This is a genomic window from Paenibacillus radicis (ex Gao et al. 2016), from assembly GCF_014641555.1.
Lineage (GTDB): Bacteria > Bacillota > Bacilli > Paenibacillales > Paenibacillaceae > Pristimantibacillus > Pristimantibacillus radicis.
Window position 1 is genome coordinate 869,789 of the sequence record NZ_BMHY01000001.1, and the last position, 24,101, is coordinate 893,889.

At 50.8% G+C, this 24,101-nt stretch carries 27 protein-coding genes and 1 riboswitch; all 27 genes read left to right on the plus strand.

The window, feature by feature from the left end:
* Positions 1-8 precede the first annotated feature (8 nt).
* The 27 genes from IEX98_RS03850 to IEX98_RS03980 all read left to right on the plus strand — a co-directional run bounded on the left by IEX98_RS03850 (position 9) and on the right by IEX98_RS03980 (position 24,089).
* On the plus strand, positions 9-242 hold the full coding sequence (locus IEX98_RS03850) for a DUF4227 family protein (RefSeq protein ID WP_188887583.1): 234 nt from the start codon (positions 9-11) through the stop codon (positions 240-242).
* 119 nt (positions 243-361) lie between these two features.
* Positions 362-1,252 carry a site-specific tyrosine recombinase XerD gene (xerD, locus tag IEX98_RS03855; protein ID WP_188887584.1) on the plus strand — a complete coding sequence of 297 codons (891 nt, stop codon included), beginning with the start codon at positions 362-364 and terminating at the stop codon, positions 1,250-1,252.
* Between the two features lie 34 nt (positions 1,253-1,286).
* The gene (gene deoB, locus IEX98_RS03860; protein WP_188887961.1) at positions 1,287-2,477 is read left to right on the plus strand and encodes a phosphopentomutase; all 1,191 of its coding nucleotides are present in this window, start codon (positions 1,287-1,289) and stop codon (positions 2,475-2,477) included.
* A gap of 45 nt (positions 2,478-2,522) precedes the next feature.
* Positions 2,523-3,347: a purine-nucleoside phosphorylase gene (locus tag IEX98_RS03865; RefSeq protein ID WP_188887962.1), complete on the plus strand. Its 825-nt coding sequence runs from the start codon at positions 2,523-2,525 to the stop codon at positions 3,345-3,347.
* 107 nt (positions 3,348-3,454) lie between these two features.
* Positions 3,455-3,625: an aspartyl-phosphate phosphatase Spo0E family protein gene (locus IEX98_RS03870; RefSeq protein WP_042162633.1), complete on the plus strand. Its 171-nt coding sequence runs from the start codon at positions 3,455-3,457 to the stop codon at positions 3,623-3,625.
* 37 nt (positions 3,626-3,662) lie between these two features.
* Complete coding sequence (locus IEX98_RS03875; protein ID WP_188887585.1) at positions 3,663-4,994, plus strand: pyrimidine-nucleoside phosphorylase; 1,332 nt, start codon at positions 3,663-3,665, stop codon at positions 4,992-4,994.
* A gap of 1,125 nt (positions 4,995-6,119) precedes the next feature.
* A complete protein-coding gene (locus tag IEX98_RS03880) occupies positions 6,120-7,298 on the plus strand; it encodes a D-alanyl-D-alanine carboxypeptidase family protein (RefSeq protein ID WP_188887586.1) in 1,179 nt (392 codons plus the stop codon).
* Positions 7,299-7,437: 139 nt separating this feature from the next.
* On the plus strand, positions 7,438-7,791 hold the full coding sequence (gene spoIIAA / locus IEX98_RS03885; protein ID WP_042162629.1) for an anti-sigma F factor antagonist: 354 nt from the start codon (positions 7,438-7,440) through the stop codon (positions 7,789-7,791).
* Positions 7,792-7,805: 14 nt separating this feature from the next.
* Positions 7,806-8,234: an anti-sigma F factor gene (gene spoIIAB / locus IEX98_RS03890; protein ID WP_188887963.1), complete on the plus strand. Its 429-nt coding sequence runs from the start codon at positions 7,806-7,808 to the stop codon at positions 8,232-8,234.
* Positions 8,235-8,253: 19 nt separating this feature from the next.
* Positions 8,254-9,012, plus strand: coding sequence for an RNA polymerase sporulation sigma factor SigF (gene sigF, locus IEX98_RS03895; protein WP_188887587.1), 759 nt, complete (start codon positions 8,254-8,256; stop codon positions 9,010-9,012).
* 106 nt (positions 9,013-9,118) lie between these two features.
* Complete coding sequence (locus tag IEX98_RS03900; protein WP_188887588.1) at positions 9,119-9,769, plus strand: stage V sporulation protein AA; 651 nt, start codon at positions 9,119-9,121, stop codon at positions 9,767-9,769.
* A complete protein-coding gene (locus tag IEX98_RS03905) occupies positions 9,759-10,190 on the plus strand; it encodes a stage V sporulation protein AB (protein ID WP_188887589.1) in 432 nt (143 codons plus the stop codon). The genes IEX98_RS03900 and IEX98_RS03905 overlap by 11 nt, the downstream gene beginning before the upstream one ends.
* A 34-nt stretch (positions 10,191-10,224) precedes the next feature.
* Positions 10,225-11,874 carry a spore germination protein gene (locus tag IEX98_RS03910; RefSeq protein WP_188887590.1) on the plus strand — a complete coding sequence of 550 codons (1,650 nt, stop codon included), beginning with the start codon at positions 10,225-10,227 and terminating at the stop codon, positions 11,872-11,874.
* 143 nt (positions 11,875-12,017) lie between these two features.
* On the plus strand, positions 12,018-13,349 hold the full coding sequence (gene lysA, locus IEX98_RS03915) for a diaminopimelate decarboxylase (RefSeq protein WP_188887591.1): 1,332 nt from the start codon (positions 12,018-12,020) through the stop codon (positions 13,347-13,349).
* A 54-nt stretch (positions 13,350-13,403) separates the two neighbouring features.
* Positions 13,404-13,835 (plus strand): peptidylprolyl isomerase, encoded by a 432-nt coding sequence (locus IEX98_RS03920; protein ID WP_188887592.1) that lies wholly within the window; start codon positions 13,404-13,406, stop codon positions 13,833-13,835.
* Positions 13,836-14,055: 220 nt separating this feature from the next.
* Positions 14,056-14,260, plus strand: a riboswitch (FMN riboswitch).
* Positions 14,261-14,416: 156 nt separating this feature from the next.
* Positions 14,417-15,523, plus strand: a complete 1,107-nt coding sequence (ribD, locus tag IEX98_RS03925; RefSeq protein WP_188887964.1) for a bifunctional diaminohydroxyphosphoribosylaminopyrimidine deaminase/5-amino-6-(5-phosphoribosylamino)uracil reductase RibD — start codon at positions 14,417-14,419, stop codon at positions 15,521-15,523.
* 15 nt (positions 15,524-15,538) lie between these two features.
* Positions 15,539-16,219, plus strand: a complete 681-nt coding sequence (gene ribE, locus IEX98_RS03930) for a riboflavin synthase (protein WP_188887593.1) — start codon at positions 15,539-15,541, stop codon at positions 16,217-16,219.
* 44 nt (positions 16,220-16,263) lie between these two features.
* Positions 16,264-17,508, plus strand: a complete 1,245-nt coding sequence (locus tag IEX98_RS03935; protein ID WP_308421735.1) for a bifunctional 3,4-dihydroxy-2-butanone-4-phosphate synthase/GTP cyclohydrolase II — start codon at positions 16,264-16,266, stop codon at positions 17,506-17,508.
* Positions 17,509-17,561: 53 nt separating this feature from the next.
* Positions 17,562-18,032 (plus strand): 6,7-dimethyl-8-ribityllumazine synthase, encoded by a 471-nt coding sequence (gene ribH / locus IEX98_RS03940; RefSeq protein WP_042162619.1) that lies wholly within the window; start codon positions 17,562-17,564, stop codon positions 18,030-18,032.
* A 31-nt stretch (positions 18,033-18,063) separates the two neighbouring features.
* Positions 18,064-18,843 (plus strand): segregation and condensation protein A, encoded by a 780-nt coding sequence (locus IEX98_RS03945; protein WP_188887594.1) that lies wholly within the window; start codon positions 18,064-18,066, stop codon positions 18,841-18,843.
* On the plus strand, positions 18,812-19,438 hold the full coding sequence (gene scpB / locus IEX98_RS03950; RefSeq protein WP_188887595.1) for an SMC-Scp complex subunit ScpB: 627 nt from the start codon (positions 18,812-18,814) through the stop codon (positions 19,436-19,438). The genes IEX98_RS03945 and scpB overlap by 32 nt, the downstream gene beginning before the upstream one ends.
* Before the next feature lie 61 nt (positions 19,439-19,499).
* The gene (locus IEX98_RS03955; RefSeq protein ID WP_188887596.1) at positions 19,500-20,189 is read left to right on the plus strand and encodes a DUF2953 domain-containing protein; all 690 of its coding nucleotides are present in this window, start codon (positions 19,500-19,502) and stop codon (positions 20,187-20,189) included.
* Between the two features lie 91 nt (positions 20,190-20,280).
* Positions 20,281-20,739 carry a GerW family sporulation protein gene (gene ytfJ / locus IEX98_RS03960; RefSeq protein ID WP_188887597.1) on the plus strand — a complete coding sequence of 153 codons (459 nt, stop codon included), beginning with the start codon at positions 20,281-20,283 and terminating at the stop codon, positions 20,737-20,739.
* A 139-nt stretch (positions 20,740-20,878) separates the two neighbouring features.
* The gene (locus tag IEX98_RS03965) at positions 20,879-22,054 is read left to right on the plus strand and encodes a D-alanyl-D-alanine carboxypeptidase family protein (RefSeq protein WP_188887598.1); all 1,176 of its coding nucleotides are present in this window, start codon (positions 20,879-20,881) and stop codon (positions 22,052-22,054) included.
* A gap of 18 nt (positions 22,055-22,072) precedes the next feature.
* A complete protein-coding gene (locus IEX98_RS03970) occupies positions 22,073-22,768 on the plus strand; it encodes a nucleoside recognition domain-containing protein (protein ID WP_188887599.1) in 696 nt (231 codons plus the stop codon).
* Positions 22,761-23,294, plus strand: a complete 534-nt coding sequence (locus IEX98_RS03975; protein ID WP_188887600.1) for a spore maturation protein — start codon at positions 22,761-22,763, stop codon at positions 23,292-23,294. Before IEX98_RS03970 ends, IEX98_RS03975 begins: the two co-directional genes overlap by 8 nt.
* 54 nt (positions 23,295-23,348) lie before the next feature.
* Positions 23,349-24,089, plus strand: coding sequence for a pseudouridine synthase (locus tag IEX98_RS03980; protein ID WP_188887966.1), 741 nt, complete (start codon positions 23,349-23,351; stop codon positions 24,087-24,089).
* Positions 24,090-24,101: the final 12 nt, after the last annotated feature.

Here is a 24,101-nt window from a genome sequence, read left to right on the forward strand (position 1 = left end):
TGCTGATCATGGTGCTGTCGCTTCGCAAATGGGTTAGCCGCATCGTTTTCGCCATTATTTTCTCGATGCTGCTGATCCTTGCAACCGGCGGGTATAGCTGGCTGGTAGACGTAATCTCGCCGGTGCATCCGTATCATAAACCGAAGGGTGCCGCTATGAAAGTATTTCAAGCCGATCCGATGATTCCGGGCAACGGAAGCTTAGCGGACCGGCTTCGCTGGTTTTATTGGTATGGCGAATAACAGGCGGGCATCCGGTCGAATGTTTGCTTAAAAGCAGGATTTGCACGGCTTGGCGTGGAATATATGGATAGCATTTTGATAGGCCATAGGAACGCCAATGAAAGGAATTGCCAATTGCAATGGATGATCAAGTACAGTCGTTTATTCGGCATTTAGCGGTGGAACGTTCATTGTCGCCTAGCACGCTTGAATCGTATGGACGTGATTTGAGCGGCTTGGTCGACTACTTGTCACAGCTTGCTGTCAGCCGTCCGGCTGATGTACAGCGGCATCATCTGTCGCATTATATGCTGCAGTTGAAGGAGACTGGGCGCAAAGCGGCCACTCTGACAAGACATATCGTATCGATCCGCGCTTTTTTTCATTATTTAGCGCTGGAAGGCGTCATTGCGCATAATCCTGCAATCTATCTGGAATCGCCCAAGCAGGAGAAGAAAGCGCCAAGCGTTCTATCGGTGGAAGCGGCCGGTTTGCTTCTGGATGCCCCGCAACCGGTTACGACGGCAGGCATTCGAGATAAGGCGATGCTGGAGCTGCTCTACGCGACGGGCATTCGGGTGACGGAATTAATTATGCTCAACCTTGATAGCGTCAATCTTCAGCTCAATATTATCAGGTGCGTGGGGAGCGGGATGAAGGAGCGGATTATTCCGTTTGGCCGGATGGCCAAGGAAGCGCTTGAGCATTACTTGGAAGCTTCCCGGAGCGAATTGCTGAAGAAGTCTCCCGGTGAGGAGGCTTTGTTTCTCAATGTGCTGGGAACGAGGATGACGAGGCAAGGCTTCTGGAAAATGATCAAAAAATATGCGAAGGCAGCAGGCATCGAAGAAGATATTACGCCGCATACGCTGCGTCATTCCTTTGCCGCGCATTTGCTGGATAACGGCGCCGATTTGCGGGCCGTTCAGGAGCTGCTCGGACATGCGGATATATCGACAACCCAAAGATATACCCGGCTCGCCAAAGTGCGGATGAAGGATGCCTATACGCAGGCTCATCCACGCGCTTAATACATATAGAAGGGGAAGTGAAGTGCCTATGCCGATGAAATTCGACCGTATCGCATTAATTGTACTGGACAGCGTAGGCATCGGGGAGCTTCCCGACGCTGAATCCTTCGGGGACAAAGGGTCTCATACGCTCGGGCATATCGTAGAACGAGTGCCGGGCATTCAACTGCCGAATTTACGCAGATGGGGGCTCGACCGCATTGCGAAGATTAGCGGGTGGGAGCCTTCTGAAGGTGAAGCGGAAGCTTATTTTGGAAAAATGGCAGAGGTTTCCGTCGGCAAGGATACGATGACCGGTCATTGGGAGCTGATGGGTCTGAAGCTGACGGTGCCGTTTCAGACTTTCCCTGAAGGCTTTCCTGAGGAGCTTATTGCCGCATTCGAGGAACGTACCGGACGTAAAGTGATCGGCAATAAGCCGGCAAGCGGGACAGATATCTTGGACGAGCTTGGGGCACAGCAAATGGAAAGCGGCGATTGGATCGTTTATACGTCCGCGGACAGCGTCTTTCAAATTGCGGCGCATGAAGATATCATTCCGCTTGAGGAATTGTACCGCGCCTGCGAGATCGCCAGGGAGCTGACGCTGGATGAACGTTATGCAGTAGGCCGCGTGATTGCCCGACCATATATAGGGAAGCCTGGCGCTTTCAAGCGGACGCCCAACCGCCATGATTACGCCGTTAAACCGCCAGAGCCTACTGTATTGAACGCTTTGCAGAATGGCGGCTACGCAACGATCGCCGTTGGCAAAATTAACGATATTTTTGATGGCGAGGGCATCAGTGCGTCGACGCCGACGAAAAGCAATGCCGATGGCATCGCTAAAACGCTGGATGCGCTGAATGAACCATTCCAAGGACTTCTATTTACGAATCTGGTCGATTTCGACTCGCTGTATGGCCATCGCCGTGATCCACAAGGCTACGCAGAAGCACTGGAGCAATTCGATCTCGCCCTGCCTGAGCTGGAGAAGAGGATTGGGGTACGTGATCTGCTAATCGTGACGGCCGACCATGGCAATGATCCCGTCCATCCGGGGACAGATCATACGCGTGAGTATGTGCCTTTACTGCTGTACAGTCCGGCTTTTAACCAGCGAGGTCAACTTCAGACTCGAGTGACCTTCTCCGATCTGGGCGCAACAATCGCCGACAATTTCGGCGTGCAGGCTCCGCCTAACGGGACAAGCTTTCTGGACTTGTTGATCACCGATACGGACTGAATACAGAATTACTCTGCAAATAAGGGGAAAGGAAAGGTGAATGTGGTGCAACCATTGACAGCAGTGCAAATTAAGGAGGCGGCAGCCTATATTGCAGCCCTAACCCCGCTTAAGCCAGAGATTGGACTTATCATGGGCTCGGGTCTCGGTGTGCTTGGCGATCATTTGGAGGAGGCCGTTGTCATTCCTTACGAGAGCATTCCCCATTTTCCGGTGTCAACCGTTGAAGGGCATGCAGGAGAACTGCTAGTAGGGATCTTATCGGGCCGGCCGGTTGTGCTTATGCGCGGCCGTTTCCACATGTATGAGGGGTATGGCCCTGAGTTGACAGCTTTTCCGGTTCGGGTGATGAAGGCGCTGGGCGCAAAATCGCTGCTCGTGACGAATGCCGCAGGCGGCGTTAATACGAGCTTTGAGCCGGGCGATTTGATGATCATTTCCGATCACCTGAATCTGACGGGCAAAAATCCGCTGATCGGCCCGAACGAAGACGAGCTTGGCGTACGATTCCCTGATATGTCGGAGGCTTACAGCAAACGGCTGCGTGCCGCAGCACGGGAAATCGCGGTGACGCAGGGGCTGACGCTGCGGGAAGGCGTATATGCCGGTTTGCTTGGGCCTAACTATGAGACGCCAGCAGAGATCCGGATGCTGCGCACGCTGGGCGCGGATGCGGTCGGAATGTCGACCGTTGCCGAGGTGCTTGCCGCCAGACATACGGGTCTTGAGGTGCTCGGCATCTCCTGTATAAGCAATATGGCAGCAGGTATTTTGGACCAGCCCTTGTCACATGCCGAGGTAATGGAGACGACAGAACGTGTGAAATCACAGTTTTTAGCGCTGGTTAAAGCCATAATTCCTCGATTTTAAGATTTTGTAACACAATTGTAATATTTGCCTCGACTTATTGTGACAGTTTTTGTGATGGCGGTCGTCGTATAATGTCCATGATTACAGAACGATGGAGTGAAGTGGACATGGACAAGCAATTGCTCTTCGAAATGGAGAAATTGCGCGGAAAAATGGTGGAAACAGCTTTATTAAAGCAAAATTTGCTGAATCGTGAGGTGCTTCTTTTGAGCCAATCATTGGACAAGCTCATTGTCCGGGCGCAAGTGGAGCAACGGGAATTAGCAAAAATGAGATGAGACTTGACTTCAAGTTCTGCGGACGGGAGAGAATGACATGCGCGCAGTGGATTTAATTCAGAAAAAGCGGGACGGCGGCGAATTGACCGCCTCGGAGCTTACCTTTCTTGTCGACGGCTATTGTGAAGGCGATATACCTGATTATCAGATGTCGGCTTGGGCGATGGCCGTGCTCTTTCGCGGAATGACCGCGGCGGAGACCGCAGCACTTACTTTAGCAATGGCGAATTCCGGCGATCAGGTTGATCTTGCGCCGATAGCCGGCATTAAAGTAGACAAGCACAGCACAGGCGGCGTGGGCGACAAAACCACCTTAATCGTGGCGCCGCTGGTTGCTTCCATAGGCGTTCCGGTAGCGAAGATGTCCGGGCGCGGCCTTGGACATACAGGAGGAACGATCGACAAGCTGGAATCGATCGCGGGTTTCCAGACGGAGCTTTCCCGTGAGAAATTCATGAGTCAAGTAAATGAGCTAGGCTTATCCGTTATCGGACAAAGCGGCAATCTGGCTCCGGCGGATAAAAAGTTATATGCTCTCCGTGACGTAACGGGAACGGTTGAGTCCATTCCGTTAATTGCAAGCTCGGTAATGAGCAAGAAGATTGCGGCGGGAGCCGATGCAATCGTGCTTGATGTAAAGACAGGCAGCGGAGCTTTTATGAAGACTTTGGAGCAATCCGAAGAATTGGCCCAAGCAATGGTCGCGATCGGTACGAAGGTAGGCCGTCAGACGGCGGCCATCATTAGCGATATGGACCAGCCGCTTGGTTTTGCAATCGGCAATGCGCTCGAAGTGAAGGAGTCCATTGAGACGCTGCAGGGAAAAGGGCCGGAGGATTTAACGGAGCTTTGTCTGACACTTGGCGCGCATATGACGGTGCTGGGCGGCAAGGCGGAAAATGTTGAGGAAGCGAAAACACTGCTTCGTTCCCAACTCAATAATGGCGCTGCACTGGAGAAGTTCAGACAGTTCGTTGCCGCACAAGGCGGAGACGGCTCGGTGGCGGACGACCCATCTAAGCTCCCAGTCGCTCCAGTTGTTATCGAGGTAAAGGCGACGGATAATGGCTATGTAAAAGCGATCGATGCCGAGCGTCTTGGTACGGCAGCCATGCTTCTTGGAGCAGGCAGAGCAACGAAGGATGCTGAAATCGATTATGCCGTTGGTATTGTCATGACGAAGAAAGTCGGGGATAAGGTTCATGCAGGCGAGACGCTTGCTGTTCTTCATGCTAGAAGAAACGGCGAGGCGGAGGCAGAGGTCGCGGAACAAGTCCGCGGCGCATATGCCGTCGATTCGACCAAGCCAGACTTGCGGCCGCTGCTGCTGTCGATTGTGACGGCTGATGGCGTTACACGAACTGAATAAAGAATTGCACAAAAAGCAAAAGAGAAACCAACGTTTGTGAAAACGTGAGGTTTCTCTTTTTGCTTTTTGTTCTATTTTCTTTTCCTTTTGATTTTCAAGCTTTAATGTGGCAGGCGCAGCTGGTGATTTGTTCCTTCGCTAACCTGAAGTGAAACAACAAGGTATGACCGCCGACGTGCGACCGAGCATCGCGTGACGCGATGGCACCGCGCGCCGGGAGGCACGCACGGTAGACATCTTTGTCGCCTAAATGTGCTACGTCTCTCACAAACTTTCGTTAACGGGCAGGCTGCATCACACTCTGAGCTGCAAAATAAAGCGAGGTTGTAATGAATCGTGTAACTATATACAACTAGCTGTCGAGTCTGCTCTCCACTGTATCAAAATGTAAAAATACATGTTGATGTGCCTCAAAAGGCCCAAATTATCGATCAAAATGCAAAAATACATTTGAAATGGTCGATTTTAGCTTTTTCCAAGCATTTTAGACTAATCAACCTGCACTTTTGCATTTTGATTCATTTCTATCTTTCTTAACTTAGCTCTCAACGAGTAAATGAGAGTCAAAATGATGGTATCCGACCTCTAGCGTACCTGAACGCTACCACTACGCTATTAATTAGTGTAACGCTCAATCCTGCTGTATTTAGTAAGCACTGAAGTGTTTATTTTGTGTGCCACTTGCGCTCAAGGTGAGCGGAATGTTGCAGATTCTATCCATTATGCATCGTGAAAGCGATGGGAAAATGGGATCAGGATCGGCAGCATGGACCAAAACATGCAGTGATCCCGGGTTCTATTAACTATCAGAGGTCCGGCTATCGCTCTTTGAATTGATTATTCGGCTGTGAGATGCACACAGGGTGAGCGGAGTGTTTTGAGTCCAGGATGACATTTTGCAGATTCTATCCATTATGCATCGTGAAAGCGATGGGAAAATGGGATCAAGAACGGCAGCATGGACCAAAACACGCAGTGAGCCCGGGGTTTGCTTTCTATCACTCCCTCCAGCTCCGGATATTATTTCAAAGGTGGAATAATTTTCTACAAACAAGCCGACACTGTAGAGGAAAAATTAGCCGAATTGCGGTCAGCCTGACTGCATCATCTTTGGAGGGACCTGCCATGAAAAAACGATGTATGAAACTATTTCTTCTAGTAGCCGCACTAAGTATGGCGATGCCTGTCGCGGCATTCGCTGAAGAGAAAGCACCGGCGAATGCGGGTTCGGCCGCCGACCTGGCTCCTTCCGCAAGATCTGCGATTTTGATGGATGCAGACAGCGGTACAATCATCTATGAAAAAAACAGCAATGATAAACTGCCGCCTGCGAGTATAACGAAAGTTATGACGATGCTTCTTATTATGGAAGCCATTGACGACGGAACGATTAAGCTGACGGACAAAGTCCAGGCCAGCGAATACGCTTCCTCTATGGGCGGCTCGCAAATTTTTCTCGAGCCCGGCGAGGAAATGACGGTAGACGACATGATTAAAGGGATTGCGCTGGCATCCGGCAATGACGCCTCTGTGGCAATGGCGGAGAAGCTCGCCGGCACCGAGCAGCAATTTGTGGCGAAAATGAATGAAAAGGCTCAGCAGCTTGGGCTAAAAGAAACTCATTTTGCCAATTGCAACGGCTTGCCGACAACGGATCACTACTCTTCCGCTCATGATATTGCTGTGATGTCGAGGGAATTGCTCAAGCATTCGGAAATTACGAAATATACGGGACTGTACCAGGATTATCTCCGGAAAACTTCGGAAAAACCGTTCTGGCTTGTGAACACGAACAAGCTTGTCCGCTTCTATAGCGGTGCAGACGGTTTGAAAACCGGCTTTACCAGCGAGGCGAAATTTTGCTTGTCTGCTACAGCTAGACGCGATGATCTGCGGATCATTGCTGTCGTAATGGGCGAGCCGAATACGAAAACAAGAAACAACGAAGTAGCTCAAATGTTTGATTACGCTTTTGCCCAGTACATGACCCATTCGATCTTTAAAGAGGGCGATACGATGGGCAATGTCAACATCGAGAAAGGTACTGCTTCTCAGATGCCGATCGTGGCCAAACATCAATATAGTGTGCTGTTGAAAAAAGGAACGCCTACGACAGATATCCGCTATGAGCTGCAGCTTGAACCGTTGAAAGCGCCGGTGAAAATCGGTCAGCCGATCGGCAAGCTGATCGTTTTCCAAGGTGACCAGGTGCTCAAGGAGTTTCCTGTAGACGCGCCGCAGTCGATTGATAGAGCCGGCTGGTGGAAGATGCTTCAGCGCTCTTTAGGCGGATTGTTCACATAGTTTCCGGGCAAAAGGCCAGCGTAATTTGTCGCCTTCTAGCGGTATGCTTCTAGTTTTGTCGCCTTGCAGGAAAGCGGCTTCCGCTTGGAGAAATGCTAGTTCGATCCAAATGCGTAGCAGAAGGAGATGAACAGCGATAATGAGTTTGCAAGCGGAATTGGAGCATTACCGGAACGTGCTCATCGTACGTCTCAGAGGAGAGCTTGACCATCATACCGCCGATGTCGTCCGGTACAAAATGGAGGAAGCGATTGCTCGCGGCTCGAGCGTTCATATTCTCTTAAGCTTGAAAGAGCTGCAATTTATGGACAGCTCCGGGCTCGGCGTCATCCTCGGCAGGTACAAGCAGGTGAAAAGCAAAGGCGGCAAGATGGTCGTCTGCGATGTGAATCCGAATGTGTATCGGCTGTTCGAAATGTCAGGCCTGTTCAAAATATTGGAGATCCATGACAATGAGCGAACAGCGATATCAAGCCTGGAGGTGGTCTCGTGAACGGACGGAATGAAATGACGCTGACCTTTAGCGCGCGCTCTGAAAATGAAGCTTTCGCGCGCGTTGCCATCGCGTCCTTCGTATCTCAGCTTGATCCGACATTGGAGGAGCTGAACGATTTGAAAACCGCAGTGTCGGAAGCGGTGACTAACGCCATTATTCATGGCTATGACAGTGACCCTTCTGGAAAAGTAACGATTGAAGCCTCGATCGAAGGTGATTCCGTATCGCTGATCATCAGTGACAACGGACATGGAATCGAGGATTTGGATTTGGCCCGCCAGCCGCTTTATACGTCGAAGCCGGAGCTCGAGCGCTCGGGCATGGGATTCACGATTATGGAAAATTTTATGGACCGTTTCGAGGTTTCCAGCGATCTTGGCGGGGGCACCCGTCTCTCGATGCTGAAACGAATCGAATCGAAAAAAGCGCTATACAACTAGCGCATAGGGGTTGAACCTCATGGATGTCGATTTGAAGAAGCAAACGGCTCAGCCGTATTTGGATGACGCGGAAGTAAAGCGGCTTATAGCGCTAAGCCAGTCTGGCGATACGTTGGCAAGAGATACTCTCGTACATTGCAATATCCGGCTCGTATGGTCGGTCGTACAGCGGTTTATCAACCGCGGCTACGAACCGGAAGATTTGTTCCAGATCGGTTGTATCGGACTGCTGAAGTCCGTCGACAAGTTTGATTTGTCTTATGACGTGAAGTTTTCCACCTATGCCGTCCCGATGATTATCGGAGAAATTCAGCGGTTTTTGCGCGATGACGGCACGCTCAAGGTAAGCCGGTCGCTGAAGGAAACGGCGAACAAAGTACGGAAGATGAAGGATGAGCTGTCCAAGACGCTTGGCCGTCTGCCGACGATTAGCGAGGTAGCGGAGCGCCTTGGTATCACACCGGAGGATGTCGTCTTTGCTCAGGAAGCGAATAAGCCGCCAACCTCGATTCATGAGACTGTATTCGAGAATGACGGAGACCCCATTACGCTGATGGACCAGATTGCGGATGATTCGCAGGAGCGCTGGTTCGATAAGCTGGCGCTGGTGGAAGCGATCGAAGGCCTCAATGAGAGGGAACGGCTGATCGTCTATTTGCGCTATTACCGGGATAAGACGCAGTCCGAGGTTGCCAGCAGGCTTGGCATTTCCCAAGTGCAAGTATCACGTCTGGAGAAAAAAATATTGCAGTCCATTCGAGACCAGATCGCCCAATAGGCGGTTTGGTCTTTTCAATTTTTTACCTTAGCAAGCATGACTATCCGCCGCCGCCTTTTCTCATACTAAAAGGGAAGTGAATCCAATACGTTAGGAATGATGACAGATGGACGTACCCCGTCAATCGGCTCTCTATCTGCGTCTCAAAAAACGAATTACGATTCGTCCCAGACATAAAGTAACGTTAGGCCAAGTGGCCAGGCTGCTCGCTGCTAACGATGAGCAGGAGCAGCGTCTTGCGGACCTTGTGCTGTATCGTCATGCGAAAGCGGACGGCAACCGGGTCGTTATCGATCTGCTGCAGATTGTCAAAGCGATTCGATTGGCAGAGCCCTCACTCACCGTCGAGGCTTACGGCGATCCGCAGGTGCTGATTATGGTATCCGAGAAGCCTGTGAAACCGCGTATTATCGTGCTGTTGTTCGCCTGGCTGCTGCTGTTTTTCGGTGCGGGGCTGGCGATTATGAATTTTCATACCGACGTCAGCATGCGGGAGGTTCATATTCGAATTGTTGAGCTTATAACCGGAGAAAAGACAGAGCATCCGCTCTGGTTTCAAATTCCTTATTCGCTCGGCATCGGTCTAGGGATGATTTTGTTTTTCAACCATTTGTTCCGCAAGCGTTTCAATGAAGAGCCAAACCCGCTTGAAGTGGAGTTGTATACGTATCAGGAAAATGTGAATGCCTACGTCATCGCTGACGAAATGCGAAAAAAAAACAGTTCGAGCCAAGGACATGCCGGCGATGATAATTGATTATGCACGCAATTTGCTGGCTGCTTTTATTGGCTTGTCCGGCGGGTTGGCCGTAGGCAGCGGGTTGGTTGCGCTGCTAATCGTATTTGATCTGGTTCCAAGGCTGGCGCAGGTGGCGAGAGCTTACCGGATGTCAGCTTGGTTCGAAACCGCGATTGTCGGAGGGTCAATGTATTGGACATTTGCCGACTTTCTCGATTGGGAACTTGCTTTGCCGAAGATTTCAGTCCTGATCTTCTCGGGCTTGCTGGACGGAATCTTTGTCGGCATGCTGGCGGCAGCACTTACGGAAGTGATGAATGTACTGCCTATTCTAGCCAAACGGATGAATCTCTCCGACTATTTAGTCAGTCTTGTTATGGCAATGGTGCTTGGCAAAACGCTCGGTTCGCTATTTGATTGGCTCTATTATCAATGGTAATTTACACGACGACGAAATGAAGGGGGCTAAGCGGATGACGGATTTCGATAAAGAGCGGCAGGGCAGCGATGGGGGGCCTATGCCGCCGGCAGGCTTTGTGCCTAAGGAACGGTTGAACGAGGAAACCGGTTTGTCGACGGGGGAGGCTCCAAATCCAGAAGCCGGGCATAGGCAGGCAAGCTACTCATCCGAACGGGGGAAACGAAGCAGCAACAAAGAGCAAAAAAGTTCAGCGATTCCCAGCAGCCTGGATGACGTGCTGGAGAGATTGACCCATGATATCGGTTATAAAACAAGCTTTGACATCGTTGTCCGTGAGATGACGTTTGGGGAGCATCGGACCGCGATGTTTTTCATGAATGGCCTTTCGCAAAGCGTACTGTTGACCGACATTTTGAAAAGGCTGACGTATTTGCATCCGGATGAACTGTCCGGCCATGCGTTCCGCTCCTTCTTCGATCTGTATGTTCCTGCTGCCCAGGTGACGCCTGTTGACGATTGGAACGAGGTTTTGTCCCATGTTATGTCCGGCGACACCGCTTTTTTCATCGACAACGAATCCACTGCGCTTGTTATTGACGCCAAAAACTTCCCGGCGCGAGGCCCGGAGGAGCCGTCTCTTGAGCGTGTTGTGAGGGGGAGCAGAGACGGATTTACCGAGACGCTGATGGTCAACATTTCGCTCGTGCGCAGAAGGCTGCGTGATCCTCAGCTTCGCTATGAGCTCATGAAGGTGGGGGAGCGGACGCAATCGGATATTTGCATCGCTTATATCGATGATTTAGTCGACAAGGAGCTGCTGAAATCGATTAAAGACAAGATTAGCCTCGTCGATATCGACGGCTTGCCGCTTGCGGACAAGCAGTTGGAGGAGGCTACCGTGAAGCGGGGCTGGAATCCTTATCCGCTGGTCCGCTACTCGGAGCGGCCAGACGTTGTCGCTGCTCACTTGCTGGAAGGAAACGTTTCTGTCTTTGTCGACACGTCACCCAGCGTCATGATTCTGCCGACGACTTTCTTTGATCTGGTGCAGCATGCGGAAGAAAACCGTCAGACGCCTTTTATTGGAACTTATTTGCGCTGGGTTCGTTTTCTCGGTATTTTTGCCTCGCTGTTTCTGCTTCCGATGTGGCTGTTGTTCGTTATGCACCCGGAGCTCAAGCCTGCGGTTCTTGCTTTTCTTGGTCCGCAAAAAACAGGCATGATGCCGCTCGTTCTCCAGTTTCTGCTCGTGGAGATCGGTGTCGACTTGCTGCGTATGGCTTCTGTCCATACCCCAACCTCGCTGGCGACTGCAATGTCATTGGTTGCGGCGATTATGATCGGCGATATCGCGGTAAAAACAGGGTTGTTTATCAATGAGGTAGTGCTCTATATGGCGATCGCAGCCATCGGCATGTTCGCTACGCCGAGCTATGAGCTGGGTCTTGCCAACCGTATCGTCCGGCTCGTTCTTATCGTTGCCGTGGCTGCCTTTCAGGTGCCGGGCTTCATGATTGCAACGACTGCTGTATTATTGGTGCTGTGCATGGAGCGCTCGTTCAACAGACCTTATATGTGGCCGTTCATTCCATTTGATCCAAGGGCAATGTGGAACATTATCGTACGCCAGCCGGTGCTGAAAAACCGGACAAGGCCAAATCTGCTTCGCCCGCAGCAGATGGATAAGATGCCGCGGCGCTAATAAAAGGCTAAAAAAATGCAAATGAATTGTGAAATTATCCATTTCTCTCGGCGATGGATTGCGATATACTGTTGGTATTCGTTCGAATCGTAATGATTCGTGCTCTATCATTGGGATAGAAGAACTCCGAGGGGGATAATTTAATGTATTTGCATGGAACTAGCAAAATCAATGCCAAAGGGCATTTGGAAATCGGTGGTGTCGACACGACCGATCTGGCAAAGGAGTTCGGCACACCGCTATATATCGTTGACGAAGCGCTTGTACGCCAGCGCGCATCCGAATATGTGGAGGCGTTCAAAGCTTCCGGACTGAAATTCCAAGTCGCTTACGCAAGCAAAGCGTTCAGCGTTATGGCAATGTGCGCGATTGCCGAGCAGGAAGGGCTGTCGCTTGACGTCGTATCCGATGGTGAGCTCTATACCGCTTTGCAAGCCGGCTTCCCTGTGGAGCGTATCCACTTCCATGGCAACAACAAAACACCTGACGAGATCAACATGGCACTGGAAGCAGGAATTGGCTGCTTCGTAGTCGACAACTTTGTCGAGCTGCACCTGCTCAACGCACTGGCTGCGGAAAAAGGGCTGACTGTGAAAATTTTGCTCCGCATTACGCCGGGTGTAGAAGCGCATACGCATGATTATATTTCGACGGGTCAACAGGATTCCAAGTTCGGCTTTGACCTTGCGAACGGCGCTGCTAAGAAAGCGATTCAAGAAGCTATTGCACTTGCCAACCTTGAAGTGCTAGGCGTTCACTCGCATATCGGCTCGCAAATTTTCGAAGTGGACGGCTTCCGTATGGCTGTAGACAAAGTTTCGCAATTTGCAGTTGAAATCCGCAAAGATCTGGGTCTGACTTTCCAAGTTATCAACCTTGGCGGCGGCTTCGGTATTCGTTATGTAGAAGGCGATACACCGCTTCCAATTGCACAATATGTTGGAGCCATTACCGATGCCATTATTTCGAACTTCACGGCAGCGGAATTCCCGCTTCCTGAAATTTGGGTAGAGCCGGGCCGCAGTATGGTTGGCGACGCAGGTACGACGCTGTACACGATCGGCACAGCGAAGGAAATTCCGGGCGTACGCAAATACATCGCTGTTGACGGCGGTATGACGGACAATCCGCGTCCGGCATTGTATCAGTCCGAATACGAAGCGATACTTGCAAACCGCGCTAACGAAGCGAATGAAGAGACTGTAACGGTTGCAGGCAAAGCTTGCGAGAGTGGCGACAAGCTCATCATCGACCTGGAGCTGCCTAAAGCGAATATCGGCGATTTGCTCGCTGTATTCTGCACAGGCGCATACAACTATGCCATGGCGAGCAACTATAACCGCATCCGCCGTCCGGCAGTCGTATTTGTCAAAGACGGGCAAGCCGACCTGGCTGTTCAACGCGAATCACTCGACAATATTGTCGCTAATGACGTTATTCCAGCACGCCTTCGCAAAGCAGAACTTGCGAAGTAAGGGCGAAATTTGGTAACGTAGTGTTATTCGATGTAGAAAGGTTGATGTTCACACATGGCAAAACAAGCAAAAATCACATTAGAAAATGGCGCAGAGGTCGTAATCGACCTGTTTGATCAAGACGCTCCCAACACAGTAGCTAACTTCGAGAAGCTGGCTAACGATGGTTTCTATAACGGTCTCGTATTCCACCGTGTTATTCCGGGTTTTGTTGCTCAAGGAGGTTGTCCAAACGGCACTGGCACCGGCGGCCCTGGGTACCAAATCAACTGCGAGATCAACCCGAACAAGCATGAGCGCGGAAGCCTTGCAATGGCACATGCTGGCCGTAACACTGGCGGCAGCCAGTTCTATATCGGTTACCAGCCGCAGCCGCACCTGGACGGTCAACATACCGTTTTCGGTAAAGTAAGCAAAGGCATGGAGCATGTTGATGCATTCAAAGGCCGCGATAAAATGCAAAAAGTTGAAGTGTACGAAGCTTAATTCACTTTAACGGACGTTTACCTTAAGACTGCGATGTGAAGGGACAACCCTTCCGTCGCAGTTTTTTTGTTGGCTGCTAAAATTTCGAGGGATGAAAAACCTTGCATTTTCATTTTTACAGTGGTAACATTTCATCAATGTAATCGTTCTTGTTGCAGTTTGACTTTAACGCTGCAGGAAGGCATGATTGAAACATTAACAGTAACCATATAAAATAGCAGTTTTCCTTCGGGGTCGGGTGAAAGTCCCAACCGGCGGTGATCGGGCGATACCGGCATTTGAGGTCAACCTCTATGCGGCAGCGCTCGTCAGTCCGTGACCCGGGCTGTACCAGATTGGAGCGCTAGCGCGCACAGCTGGCACGGAACGGTGGACCTGGTGCAAATCCGGGACCGACAGTAAAGTCTGGATGGGAGAAGGAGATCTGATTCGTATGCATATCCACTCATGCTTATTTGCTTGTGTCTGTTTTCACAAGGAATATAAGTTTGTTTGAATTGATTATTCGTTATGCAATCGAAGCAGTCTCATCACCTATCACCCCGTTGGCAAACGCAGCCGATTGGGGTGTTTTTGCGTTTATGGAAGTTTTGAATGATTCTTACTATATGGGTCTTGCGCTTGAGCTGGCTGCAAAAGCGGCAGGACAGACCGGCATTAATCCGGTCGTAGGCTGCGTAGTTGTGAAGGAAGGCCGAATCATCGGGGTGGGCACGCATTTGAAACGGGGAACCGGGCATGCCGAGGTTCACGCTCTGCAAATGGCGGGAGACGAGGCAGAGGGAGCGACCGTCTATGTGACGCTCGAGCCGTGCAGCCATTTCGGCAAAACGCCTCCATGCTGCGAACGGATCATCGCGGCTAAAGCTGCTCGCGTCGTTGTCGCCGCTACGGATCCTAATCCGCAAGTAGCAGGCCGCGGACTGGAAAGGCTGCGGGAGTCTGGAATTGAAGTAACTGTAGGCTTGCTGGAGGAAAAATCTCGTTCGATGAACGAGAAATTCAACAAATATATTACGACGAAGCTGCCTTTCGTCACGTTGAAGACAGCAAGCACGCTGGACGGCAAGATCGCTTCCCGCACAGGCGACAGCCGCTGGATTACCGGCGCTGCAGCCCGGGAGCAAGTTCATACGCTGCGTCATCAGCATGAAGCGATTATGGTCGGCATCGCAACGGTGCTAGCCGATGATCCGATGCTGACGACAAGGGCGGAAGTACCGGCGATTCATCCGGTACGCATTATCGTCGACAGCAAGCTAAGGCTTCCGCTAGACGCAAGAGTGGTAACGGACCGTTCGGCACGTACCCTGGTACTGACGACAGAGGGTGCGGATCAAGCCAAGGGCGCCGCGCTTGAAGCTGCTGGAGTGGAGCTCGTGAGAGCCGGCGCAGGCGAGCATGTCGACTTGAAGGAAGCGATGAGAAAGCTAGGCGAAGCTGAAATCGGTTCTATTCTGCTTGAGGGCGGAGGAAAGCTGAACGGAGCGATGCTGGAAGCAGGACTTATCGACAAAATCATGATTTATATGGCGACCAAAATTATCGGCGGTTTGCAGGCTCCAGGAACCTTCACGTTCGACGGCTTTGAGAAAATGGCGCAAGCTATCGAGCTGGAGCGTGTAGCCGTGGAGATGGCGGGCGAAGATATATGCATTGCCGGATATCCGGCGTATAGTCAACACTAGTTAGGAGGGCTGCCCATGTTTACGGGGCTTATCGAGGAAGTTGGCACGATGCGTCAAGCTTCGAAGCGGGGCGAGGCGATGGTGCTGACGATAGAGGCATCCGTCGTAACGGACGGCGTGGCTCTAGGTGACAGTATATCGGTCAACGGTGTCTGTCTGACCGTGACGGCTTACGCCAAGGGCTCTTTTACGGCAGACGTCATGCCGGAAACGTACCGCAAATCGAATTTGGATCGTCTTCGTCCCGGGCAGGCTGTCAATTTGGAACGCGCGATGCTTGCGGGCGGCCGCTTCGGCGGACATATCGTACAGGGGCATGTGGACGGAACCGGTATCATAACGGGCCGGGAGCCATATGCGAATGCCGTCGTGTTCACGATTCGGCTGTCTGACAATGACATGCTGCGCTATATCATTCCGAAGGGCTCGGCCACGATTGACGGCATCAGCTTGACGGTCATTGACACCTCCAAGGATGGCTTCTCGGTATCCATCATCCCGCATACGCTTAAGGAGACGGCGCTTCTCGGTAAAAAGCCGGGAGAGACAGTCAATATCGAATGCGACATTATCGGCAAGTATGTCGATCATCTGCTTCATTTCGGAAGACAATCTTCTCCTGGTGAGGCATCTCCGGCAAAAACCGGGAATGGAAAACTGACGACTGCATTTTTAAGCGAAAACGGATTTATATAAGAGAGACGGGTTGCAGAAGATAGAGGGATGAGGAGGGATGCAGAATGAGCCGACAAGAAGAACTGCTGCAAGAAGGCTTGTTTGATACGATTGAAGCGGCATTAAAGGATTTGCTGGACGGCAAGCCTGTCATCGTTGTCGATGATGAGGATCGCGAGAATGAAGGCGATCTGATCGCTCTGGGCGAGAAAGCGACGCCGGAAGTCATTAATTTTATGATTACGGAAGCAAGAGGGCTTGTGTGTGTTCCGCTTACACAGGAACGCGCTGAACAGTTGGATTTGCCTCCGATGGTCGCTCGTAATACGGATTATCATGGTACGGCCTTTACCGTATCGGTCGATCATATTTCGACGACGACGGGAATCTCGGCGTTTGAACGTTCGGAGACGGTCAAATCATTACTCAATCCAGCGACGCAAGCCGGCGATTACCGGAAGCCGGGACATATTTTCCCGCTCATTGCGAAGGCTGGCGGTGTGCTGAGAAGAGCCGGCCATACGGAAGCTGCCATTGATTTGGCTAAGCTTTGCAATTCCGAGCCTGTAGGTGTCATCTGTGAAATTATTAACGAGGACGGCACGATGGCCAGAATGCCTCAGCTTGCCGCGTTCAAAGAAAAGCATGATCTAAAGCTTATTACGATTCAAGGGCTGATTCAATACCGCAATGAAACAGAAAAGCTTGTCGAGCGTGCAGTGGAAGTGAACTTGCCAACCGATTTTGGCGTATTCCGCGCCGTCGCTTTCACGAATGAATTAGACGGGAAAGAGCATGTTGCGCTGGTCAAGGGTGAAATTGATGGTACAAAGCCTGTGCTCGTCCGTGTTCATTCGGAGTGCTTGACCGGAGATGTCTTTCATTCGCACCGCTGCGATTGCGGGCCGCAGCTTGACGCTGCACTGAAGCAAATCGATGAAGCGGGCTCGGGCGTACTGCTTTATATGCGCCAAGAAGGCCGGGGCATTGGCTTAATCAATAAGCTGAAAGCTTATGCGCTGCAGGAACAAGGTTTGGATACGGTTGATGCGAACCTGAAGCTTGGATTTGCGCCTGATTTACGGGATTACGGCATCGGAGCGCAAATATTGAAGGATCTCGGCGTGCGCAAAATGCGGCTGTTGACGAATAATCCCCGCAAGATCAAAGGGCTGGAGGGCTACGGCCTTGAAGTTGTAGAGCGAGTGCCAATTCAAATGGAAGCCAATGAAAGCAACAATGGCTATCTGCGCACCAAGCAATCCAAGCTGGGGCATTTGCTCCGTTTCGAAGGGCAAGAACAGCAATAACGACAACTGCAATAACCACAATAAAAGAATTGACTAATGGGAGGAAATTAATTATGCCGCATGTTTACGAGGGACATTTAGTATCGGAAGGTTTGAAATTTGGGGTTGTAGTAGGCAGATTTAATGAGTTCATTTCCAGCAAGCTGCTCGGCGGAGCGCTTGACGCGTTCAAGCGTCACGGCGCGCAAGACAGCGATGTAGAAGTCGCTTGGGTACCGGGAGCGTTCGAAATTCCGTTGATCGCGCAAAAAATGGCGGAAAGCGGAAAATACGATGCGGTAATAACGCTTGGCGCCGTTATCCGGGGGTCAACTCCGCATTTCGATTTCGTCTGCAACGAAGCTGCGAAAGGTGTTGCGGCGATTGCACTGAAGACTGGCGTACCGACGATTTTCGGCGTCTTGACGGTCGATTCCATCGAGCAAGCCATCGAACGTGCGGGCACTAAAGCCGGCAATAAAGGCTATGAAGCTGCAGCATCTGCAATTGAGATGGCAAATTTAACGAAAATGCTGCATAATTAAGGGATAGACGATTGCCGGGAGGAAATACGAAGTGACAGTGCTTTACAAGCTTGAATCATTCGAAGGGCCGCTCGATTTGCTGCTGCATCTCATCGACAAGGCTGAGATTGATATCCATGAAGTATCGATCAGCGAGATTACGGATCAATACATGGAATATTTGCATGCAATGAAAGAGCTGGAGCTGGACGTGACGAGCGAATTTCTTGTGATGGCAGCCACGCTGCTGTCGATAAAGAGCAAGCAGCTGCTGCCGAAGCCTCCCGTATTTGAGGATGAATATGAAGATTGGCAGGATGACGGACTAGACCCGCGTGACGAGCTGATTCAGAAGCTCGTTGAATACCGGAAGTTCAAGCAGATTGCCGAACAGCTCCGGGAGAAGGAGCTGGAGCGGAGCCTCGTCTATTCACGCGAGCCTGACGATATGACGCCCTACTTGAAGAAGGAGGATGTGAACCCGCTTGAAGGGCTTCACGTCTCCGACATTGTCGCCGCGTTCCAGCGTGCCATACGCAGAGCGGCGCGCCGCAATATCGTAGCGACTGTTCAAAGGGATGAAATATCGGTCAAGGACCGTATTCGCGATATCGTTGAGGTGCTGCGCCAGTTTGAGACGGTGCGATTCTCGAAGCTTATCCGGGAGAACATGGACAAGCATGAGGTCGTCGTTACGTTTCTAGCCATTCTGGAGCTGATGAAAATGAAGCATATTCGCTGCTTCCAGCACACTTTATTCGAAGATATCGTCATTCATTGGAGAGGGGAAGCTGCGGACAGTGGATTATCCGAAGTTGAAGTCGATTATTGAGGGCTTGCTCTTTATGGCTGGCGACGAGGGATTGAACAAGCGTCAGCTGGCTGATATTATGCAGCTGGACGCCGATCTGGCGGCCGATCTCGTGTACGATCTGCACCGGGATTTGGCTCGGGAAGAACGGGGCATTCAGGTTGCGGAGGTTGCGGGTTCCTATCGGCTTACGACGCATCCCGACCATGCCGAGTATTTCGAACGGATGGCTTACACGCCTACCCGTTCTCAGCTGTCGCAAGCGGCGCTGGAGACGTTGTCGATTGTAGCCTACAGACAGCCGATTACGCGCATCGACATCGAAGAGATTCGGGGCGTTAAGAGCGACAGAGCGATTCAATCGCTTGTGTCCAAAGATTTAATTGAAGAAGTAGGAAGGGCAGAGGCAATTGGCCGGCCAATTCTATATGGAACGACGAAATCATTTTTAGATTATTTCGGCCTGCCAAGCATTAAGTCATTGCCCGAACCGAAACAGGTGGACATGGAAGAGGCGCTGGAAGAGCAGACTCAAATGCTATTCGAGCGTCTCGGTGAAAGACAGACGACGATTGATGAATTTATACCGATTTCCGAAGACAAGCCCGCTGAATAAAGCGGGCTTGTTTTTTGTCATACTAAGAAAAATCCAATTTCGGAAAACGGAGGAAGCATAGATGTACGGTTCCCTTTACGGCTGGATTGCGGCGGCCGTTCTTTTTTTGCTGCTCCTCATGACGATTGTGTACGTTTCCCCGATCGTGATCCATGGGCATATCCGGAAGACAGGCAGCAATGACGATATTGAGTTGGATGTAAAAGGCTTATTCGGACTGGTCAGCTATCAAATGCATATCCCGACCGTAGAGTTTTACGGCCGCGTGTTTAAGCTGCATCAGGAAATGACGGGCAGCGGGGCTGGAATGACCAGTAAGCAGGAGCAAGACAACGAAGTTGGTTTCGAACGGGTAATGAAGGTTATAGATACGTTTAAGCAAATCATCCAATTGACGAATCACTTGCCAAGCTGGGTAAAGCAAACGTTAAGCAAAGTGCAGTTGAAGCAATGGAACTGGTCGACGGAAGTCGGCGTCGGAGATGCAATGTGGACGGCTATGGCGACAGGGGGAATATGGTCGTTCAAAACGACGATGATTGGCGTCATGTCTCAACTGATCCGATTGACGGCCGAACCGCAGCTGCAGGTGCAGCCGAATTACAGTAAAGCTTCATTTTCTACAGAATGGTCTTGTATGGCCCAAATCCGGTTCGGTCATGCTATCGTTGCCGGTATGCATTTGTTCAGAAATGCGAAAAAGTCAAAAGGCGGCATGAAGGAGTGGCAGAATATATTGTCCAAGGCTTAATCGCATACGTACATACTCCGTCCCAAACTGCGCACAATACAAAAAGCGTAGGTAAGTCCTTATCCTATAAGCGCAAAGAGGAGGCTTCAACATGGCTGCTGAACATCCAATTCAAGGCTTGATGCAAACAGCAATGGAAAACATTAAGGAAATGGTGGACGTAAACACGATTGTTGGCGATCCGGTACAGACGCCGGACGGCAGCATTATTATGCCGATCTCTAAGGTCGGATTTGGATTTGTGGCTGGAGGCAGCGATATCCGCATGGACGGTTCGGAGGGTGCTTCGCATTCCGACGGGAATAACCATAACGCTTCTGTTTCTCTTCCTTTTGGCGGGGGCAGCGGCGGCGGCGTATCGATTACACCAATCGCTTTTCTCGTCGTAGGCACACAAGGTGTAAGGGTTGTACCGCTTGACAATCAAACGCATTTGCTGGAGCGCATTATCGATTCTGCTCCGCAGGTGTTCGACAAGGTCCAATCTATGATGAAGTCGCCATCCAGTTCCCATGATTATATATCGGACGGAAGCGATACCCTTATCTAAAATGAGGGAATGACTGCCCGAAAGGGCAGTTTTTCATTTCCAGATTGCTGTAAAGTCTGTTTTTGCCCCATAACGCATATAGATGTACAAGACTGTTAATCTTGCATCCAGAACTGACAACGAAAGGAGCTGCAATATCATGTTACGAATGCGACGGCTGCCCATTTTGTTTCTTGCAGCGCTGCTTGTCGGGACAAGCTTCCAGAGGACGGCAAATGCTGAAATAAAACCGCTCAAGACAAATGCAAAGGCTTCCGCTTTGATAGATGTCAATTCAGGGAGATTGCTTTACAGCGTAGAGGGAGATAAGCAAATGCGCATCGCCAGCTTAACCAAAATCATGACGGCGATCGTTGCGATTGAACATGGCAAGCTGTCTGATACAGTAAAGACCAGCAAACGCGCAGCGCATCGGGAAGGTTCTTCGATTTATTTGGAGCTGGGAGAAGAAATGACGCTGCTTAATATGCTGTACGGGCTGATGCTTCGTTCTGGCAATGATGCCGCAACAGCGATAGCAGAGCATGTCGGCGGCTCCGAGGATGGTTTCGTATTGCTGATGAATGAGAAAGCTCAAATGTTGGGATTGGAAAACAGCCAATTCAAAAATCCGCATGGGCTGGACGAGGAGGGGCACTATTCCTCTGCTAATGATTTGGCCAAGCTGACGGCGTATGCCCTGCGTAATCCTGTGTTTGCTGAAATCGTTAGTACGAAAGTGAAGACAGCGCCTAACCCGCATGATAATTGGCAATATAGCTGGAAGAACAAAAACAAGATGCTGGCTATGTACGAAGGCGCTGACGGTGTCAAAACCGGATACACGAAGCTAAGCTTTCGCTGTCTGGTTAGCTCCGCAACGCGAAACGGACAGCAGATTGCTGCAGTAACGATTAATGATGGCGATGATTGGAATGATCATAAGGCGATGCTGGATTGGGGCTTTAACTATTTCCCGCTTGTAGAAATCGCCAGCAAAGGGCAAGAGCTTGCCGGTTATCCCTATATAATTGGTCAGTCCTTCAAATATCCGCTGGCTGAGAATGAAAGTCTGCAATCCAAGCTTGTTGTAGAGGATACAAGTACGACGCGTTTTGCTCTGGGGGAAAGAGGCGCTATTGAATGGTATTTGAACGGGGATAAAGTCGCGGCGATTCCGATCTATGAGAACGGAAGCAGACGGCTCAATTTGCCGGAAAAGCAGCCGATGACCAAATCTGCACTAGCGGATTATAAGAATGCTCAGTACAGCAGCGAGGGGAAACCGGCTTTTATACAATCGCTGGCATCTGTAGTTAACGCATTATTCGGCTAATCGGGGGAGGCGGCCACAATGGTAAACTGGATATGGTTGTTTTTTATTGTAGTAAGCGTGATAGCGGCGGCGGCGAACGGTCAGATCGACGCCGTTACGCAAGCCGCGTTCGATGGCGCGAAGTCAGGTGTCACGGTAAGCTTCGGGCTTATCAGCATCATGGTGTTTTGGCTAGGCATGATGCGTATTGCCGACGATGCAGGGCTGCTTAAAAAGCTGGCACGGCTGCTCAGCCCTGTCGTCCGGCTGCTGTTTCCGGATGTTCCGAAAAACCACCCTGCTCTGGGTTACATTATGAGTAATTTGAGCGCCAACTTATTTGGACTTGGCAATGCGGCTACGCCGATGGGAATCAAGGCGATGCAAGAACTGCAAAAGCTGAACCCGGATCCTCAGACCGCCACGCCTGCCATGTGTACGCTTCTTGCACTTAATACTTCAAGTATAACGCTCATACCGACCACATTAATTGCAATACGGATGAACTATGGCTCCGCTAATCCGACGGAAATTGTCGGTACAACGCTTGCTGCCACGATTATCGCAACCGGAGCGGCGATTGCTGCCGACCGTTGGTACCGCCGCCGCAGTAAATCGGCACCGCCGCCTTCAATCAACAAAAGGAAGAGAAAGACGGACAAGACGCATGCTGTAACGCATCCGGCAGCCGATAGTCTGTCCGCCGTCTCACCGGGAGGTGGACCTATTGCTTGAGCTTTTTACTCGCGCTTCTTCTTGGCTTATCCCTGCTATTATCGTTTTTATTCCTTTATATGCAGCTTTTCGCAAAGTTCCGGTTTACGAAACCTTTGTCGAGGGAGCCAAAGACGGCTTCGGCACGGCGATTAATATTATTCCTCATCTAGTCGGCATGATGGTTGCCATCAGCATGTTTCGTGCATCAGGCGCGATGGATATGATGCTGGGGGCCGTTCGGCCCCTGTTTGACTGGCTGCATGTGCCTAGCGAGATCCTTCCGCTTGGCATTCTTAGGCCGCTGACAGGAGCAGGATCGCTTGCTTTCACAGCTGATCTTATTCAGACGTATGGCCCCGATTCAATGATCGGCCGTATCGCTTCTACGATTCAGGGAAGCACGGACACAACATTGTATGTCTTAACTGTTTATTTCGGAGCGGTCGGCATCCGAAAATCTCGGTATGCATTAAAAGTTGGTCTTTTTTCCGATCTGGTCGGATTTATTGCGGCAATTATGATTTGCTTATACATATTTGGTTAACGGTGCTTGTGCTTTGCTCTCCATATCGGTATGATGGAGGTTGAGGTGAAAGCATTGGAACGTTTACAAAAAATATTAGCGCAAGCGGGCATCGCATCCCGGCGTAAATGCGAAGAAATGATTTTGGCGGGCCAGGTGGAAGTGAACGGAGAGAAAGTAACGACCCTTGGCGTCAAAGCGGACTCGGCAACGGATGTCATTACCGTTAATGGAAAGCCGATCCGAAGCGAGAAAAAAGTTTATTTAATGCTCAATAAACCTAAAGGTGTCATCACAAGCGCAAAGGATCCGCAAGGGCGCAAAGTGGTGGCTGATTTTTTGCCCGGCATTAGAGAGAGAGTCTATCCGGTAGGACGGCTCGATTACGATACGGAAGGGCTACTGCTGCTCACGAATGATGGCGAATTTGCCAACCTGCTGACGCATCCAAGCCATCACGTTCCGAAAACGTATTATGCAACGGTAGAAGGCGTACCGCATGGTTCTCTGCTTGACCAGTTGAAGAAGGGCGTTATGCTCGAAGATGGCATGACGGCACCTGCTGAAGCGGAATACCAGGATGTTGATCCTGAAGGAAAACAGTCCACGATCCGAATTACGATCTATGAGGGACGCAACCGTCAAGTTCGCCGTATGTTTGATGCCATCAAACACCCTGTCATTCGGCTTCGGAGGGTCAAATTCGGAGATCTGGGCTTGCACAATATGGCTCGCGGACAGTTCCGCCACCTGACTCCGGTGGAAGTGAAAGAGCTGCGGGAAGCCGCGCGCAAGACACATAAAGTTCATAAATAGTAAACGGCGGCA

Coding starts and splice junctions, on each gene's coding strand:
- IEX98_RS03850 (WP_188887583.1), top strand. CDS start 9: ATGGTGCTGTCGCTTCGCAAATGGGTTAGCCGCATCGTTTTCGCCATT.
- xerD (WP_188887584.1), top strand. CDS start 362: ATGGATGATCAAGTACAGTCGTTTATTCGGCATTTAGCGGTGGAACGT.
- deoB (WP_188887961.1), top strand. CDS start 1,287: ATGAAATTCGACCGTATCGCATTAATTGTACTGGACAGCGTAGGCATC.
- IEX98_RS03870 (WP_042162633.1), top strand. CDS start 3,455: ATGGACAAGCAATTGCTCTTCGAAATGGAGAAATTGCGCGGAAAAATG.
- IEX98_RS03875 (WP_188887585.1), top strand. CDS start 3,663: ATGCGCGCAGTGGATTTAATTCAGAAAAAGCGGGACGGCGGCGAATTG.
- IEX98_RS03880 (WP_188887586.1), top strand. CDS start 6,120: ATGAAAAAACGATGTATGAAACTATTTCTTCTAGTAGCCGCACTAAGT.
- spoIIAA (WP_042162629.1), top strand. CDS start 7,438: ATGAGTTTGCAAGCGGAATTGGAGCATTACCGGAACGTGCTCATCGTA.
- spoIIAB (WP_188887963.1), top strand. CDS start 7,806: ATGACGCTGACCTTTAGCGCGCGCTCTGAAAATGAAGCTTTCGCGCGC.
- sigF (WP_188887587.1), top strand. CDS start 8,254: ATGGATGTCGATTTGAAGAAGCAAACGGCTCAGCCGTATTTGGATGAC.
- IEX98_RS03900 (WP_188887588.1), top strand. CDS start 9,119: ATGGACGTACCCCGTCAATCGGCTCTCTATCTGCGTCTCAAAAAACGA.
- IEX98_RS03905 (WP_188887589.1), top strand. CDS start 9,759: ATGATAATTGATTATGCACGCAATTTGCTGGCTGCTTTTATTGGCTTG.
- IEX98_RS03910 (WP_188887590.1), top strand. CDS start 10,225: ATGACGGATTTCGATAAAGAGCGGCAGGGCAGCGATGGGGGGCCTATG.
- lysA (WP_188887591.1), top strand. CDS start 12,018: ATGTATTTGCATGGAACTAGCAAAATCAATGCCAAAGGGCATTTGGAA.
- IEX98_RS03920 (WP_188887592.1), top strand. CDS start 13,404: ATGGCAAAACAAGCAAAAATCACATTAGAAAATGGCGCAGAGGTCGTA.
- ribD (WP_188887964.1), top strand. CDS start 14,417: ATGGAAGTTTTGAATGATTCTTACTATATGGGTCTTGCGCTTGAGCTG.
- ribE (WP_188887593.1), top strand. CDS start 15,539: ATGTTTACGGGGCTTATCGAGGAAGTTGGCACGATGCGTCAAGCTTCG.
- IEX98_RS03935 (WP_308421735.1), top strand. CDS start 16,264: ATGAGCCGACAAGAAGAACTGCTGCAAGAAGGCTTGTTTGATACGATT.
- ribH (WP_042162619.1), top strand. CDS start 17,562: ATGCCGCATGTTTACGAGGGACATTTAGTATCGGAAGGTTTGAAATTT.
- IEX98_RS03955 (WP_188887596.1), top strand. CDS start 19,500: ATGTACGGTTCCCTTTACGGCTGGATTGCGGCGGCCGTTCTTTTTTTG.
- ytfJ (WP_188887597.1), top strand. CDS start 20,281: ATGGCTGCTGAACATCCAATTCAAGGCTTGATGCAAACAGCAATGGAA.
- IEX98_RS03965 (WP_188887598.1), top strand. CDS start 20,879: ATGTTACGAATGCGACGGCTGCCCATTTTGTTTCTTGCAGCGCTGCTT.
- IEX98_RS03970 (WP_188887599.1), top strand. CDS start 22,073: ATGGTAAACTGGATATGGTTGTTTTTTATTGTAGTAAGCGTGATAGCG.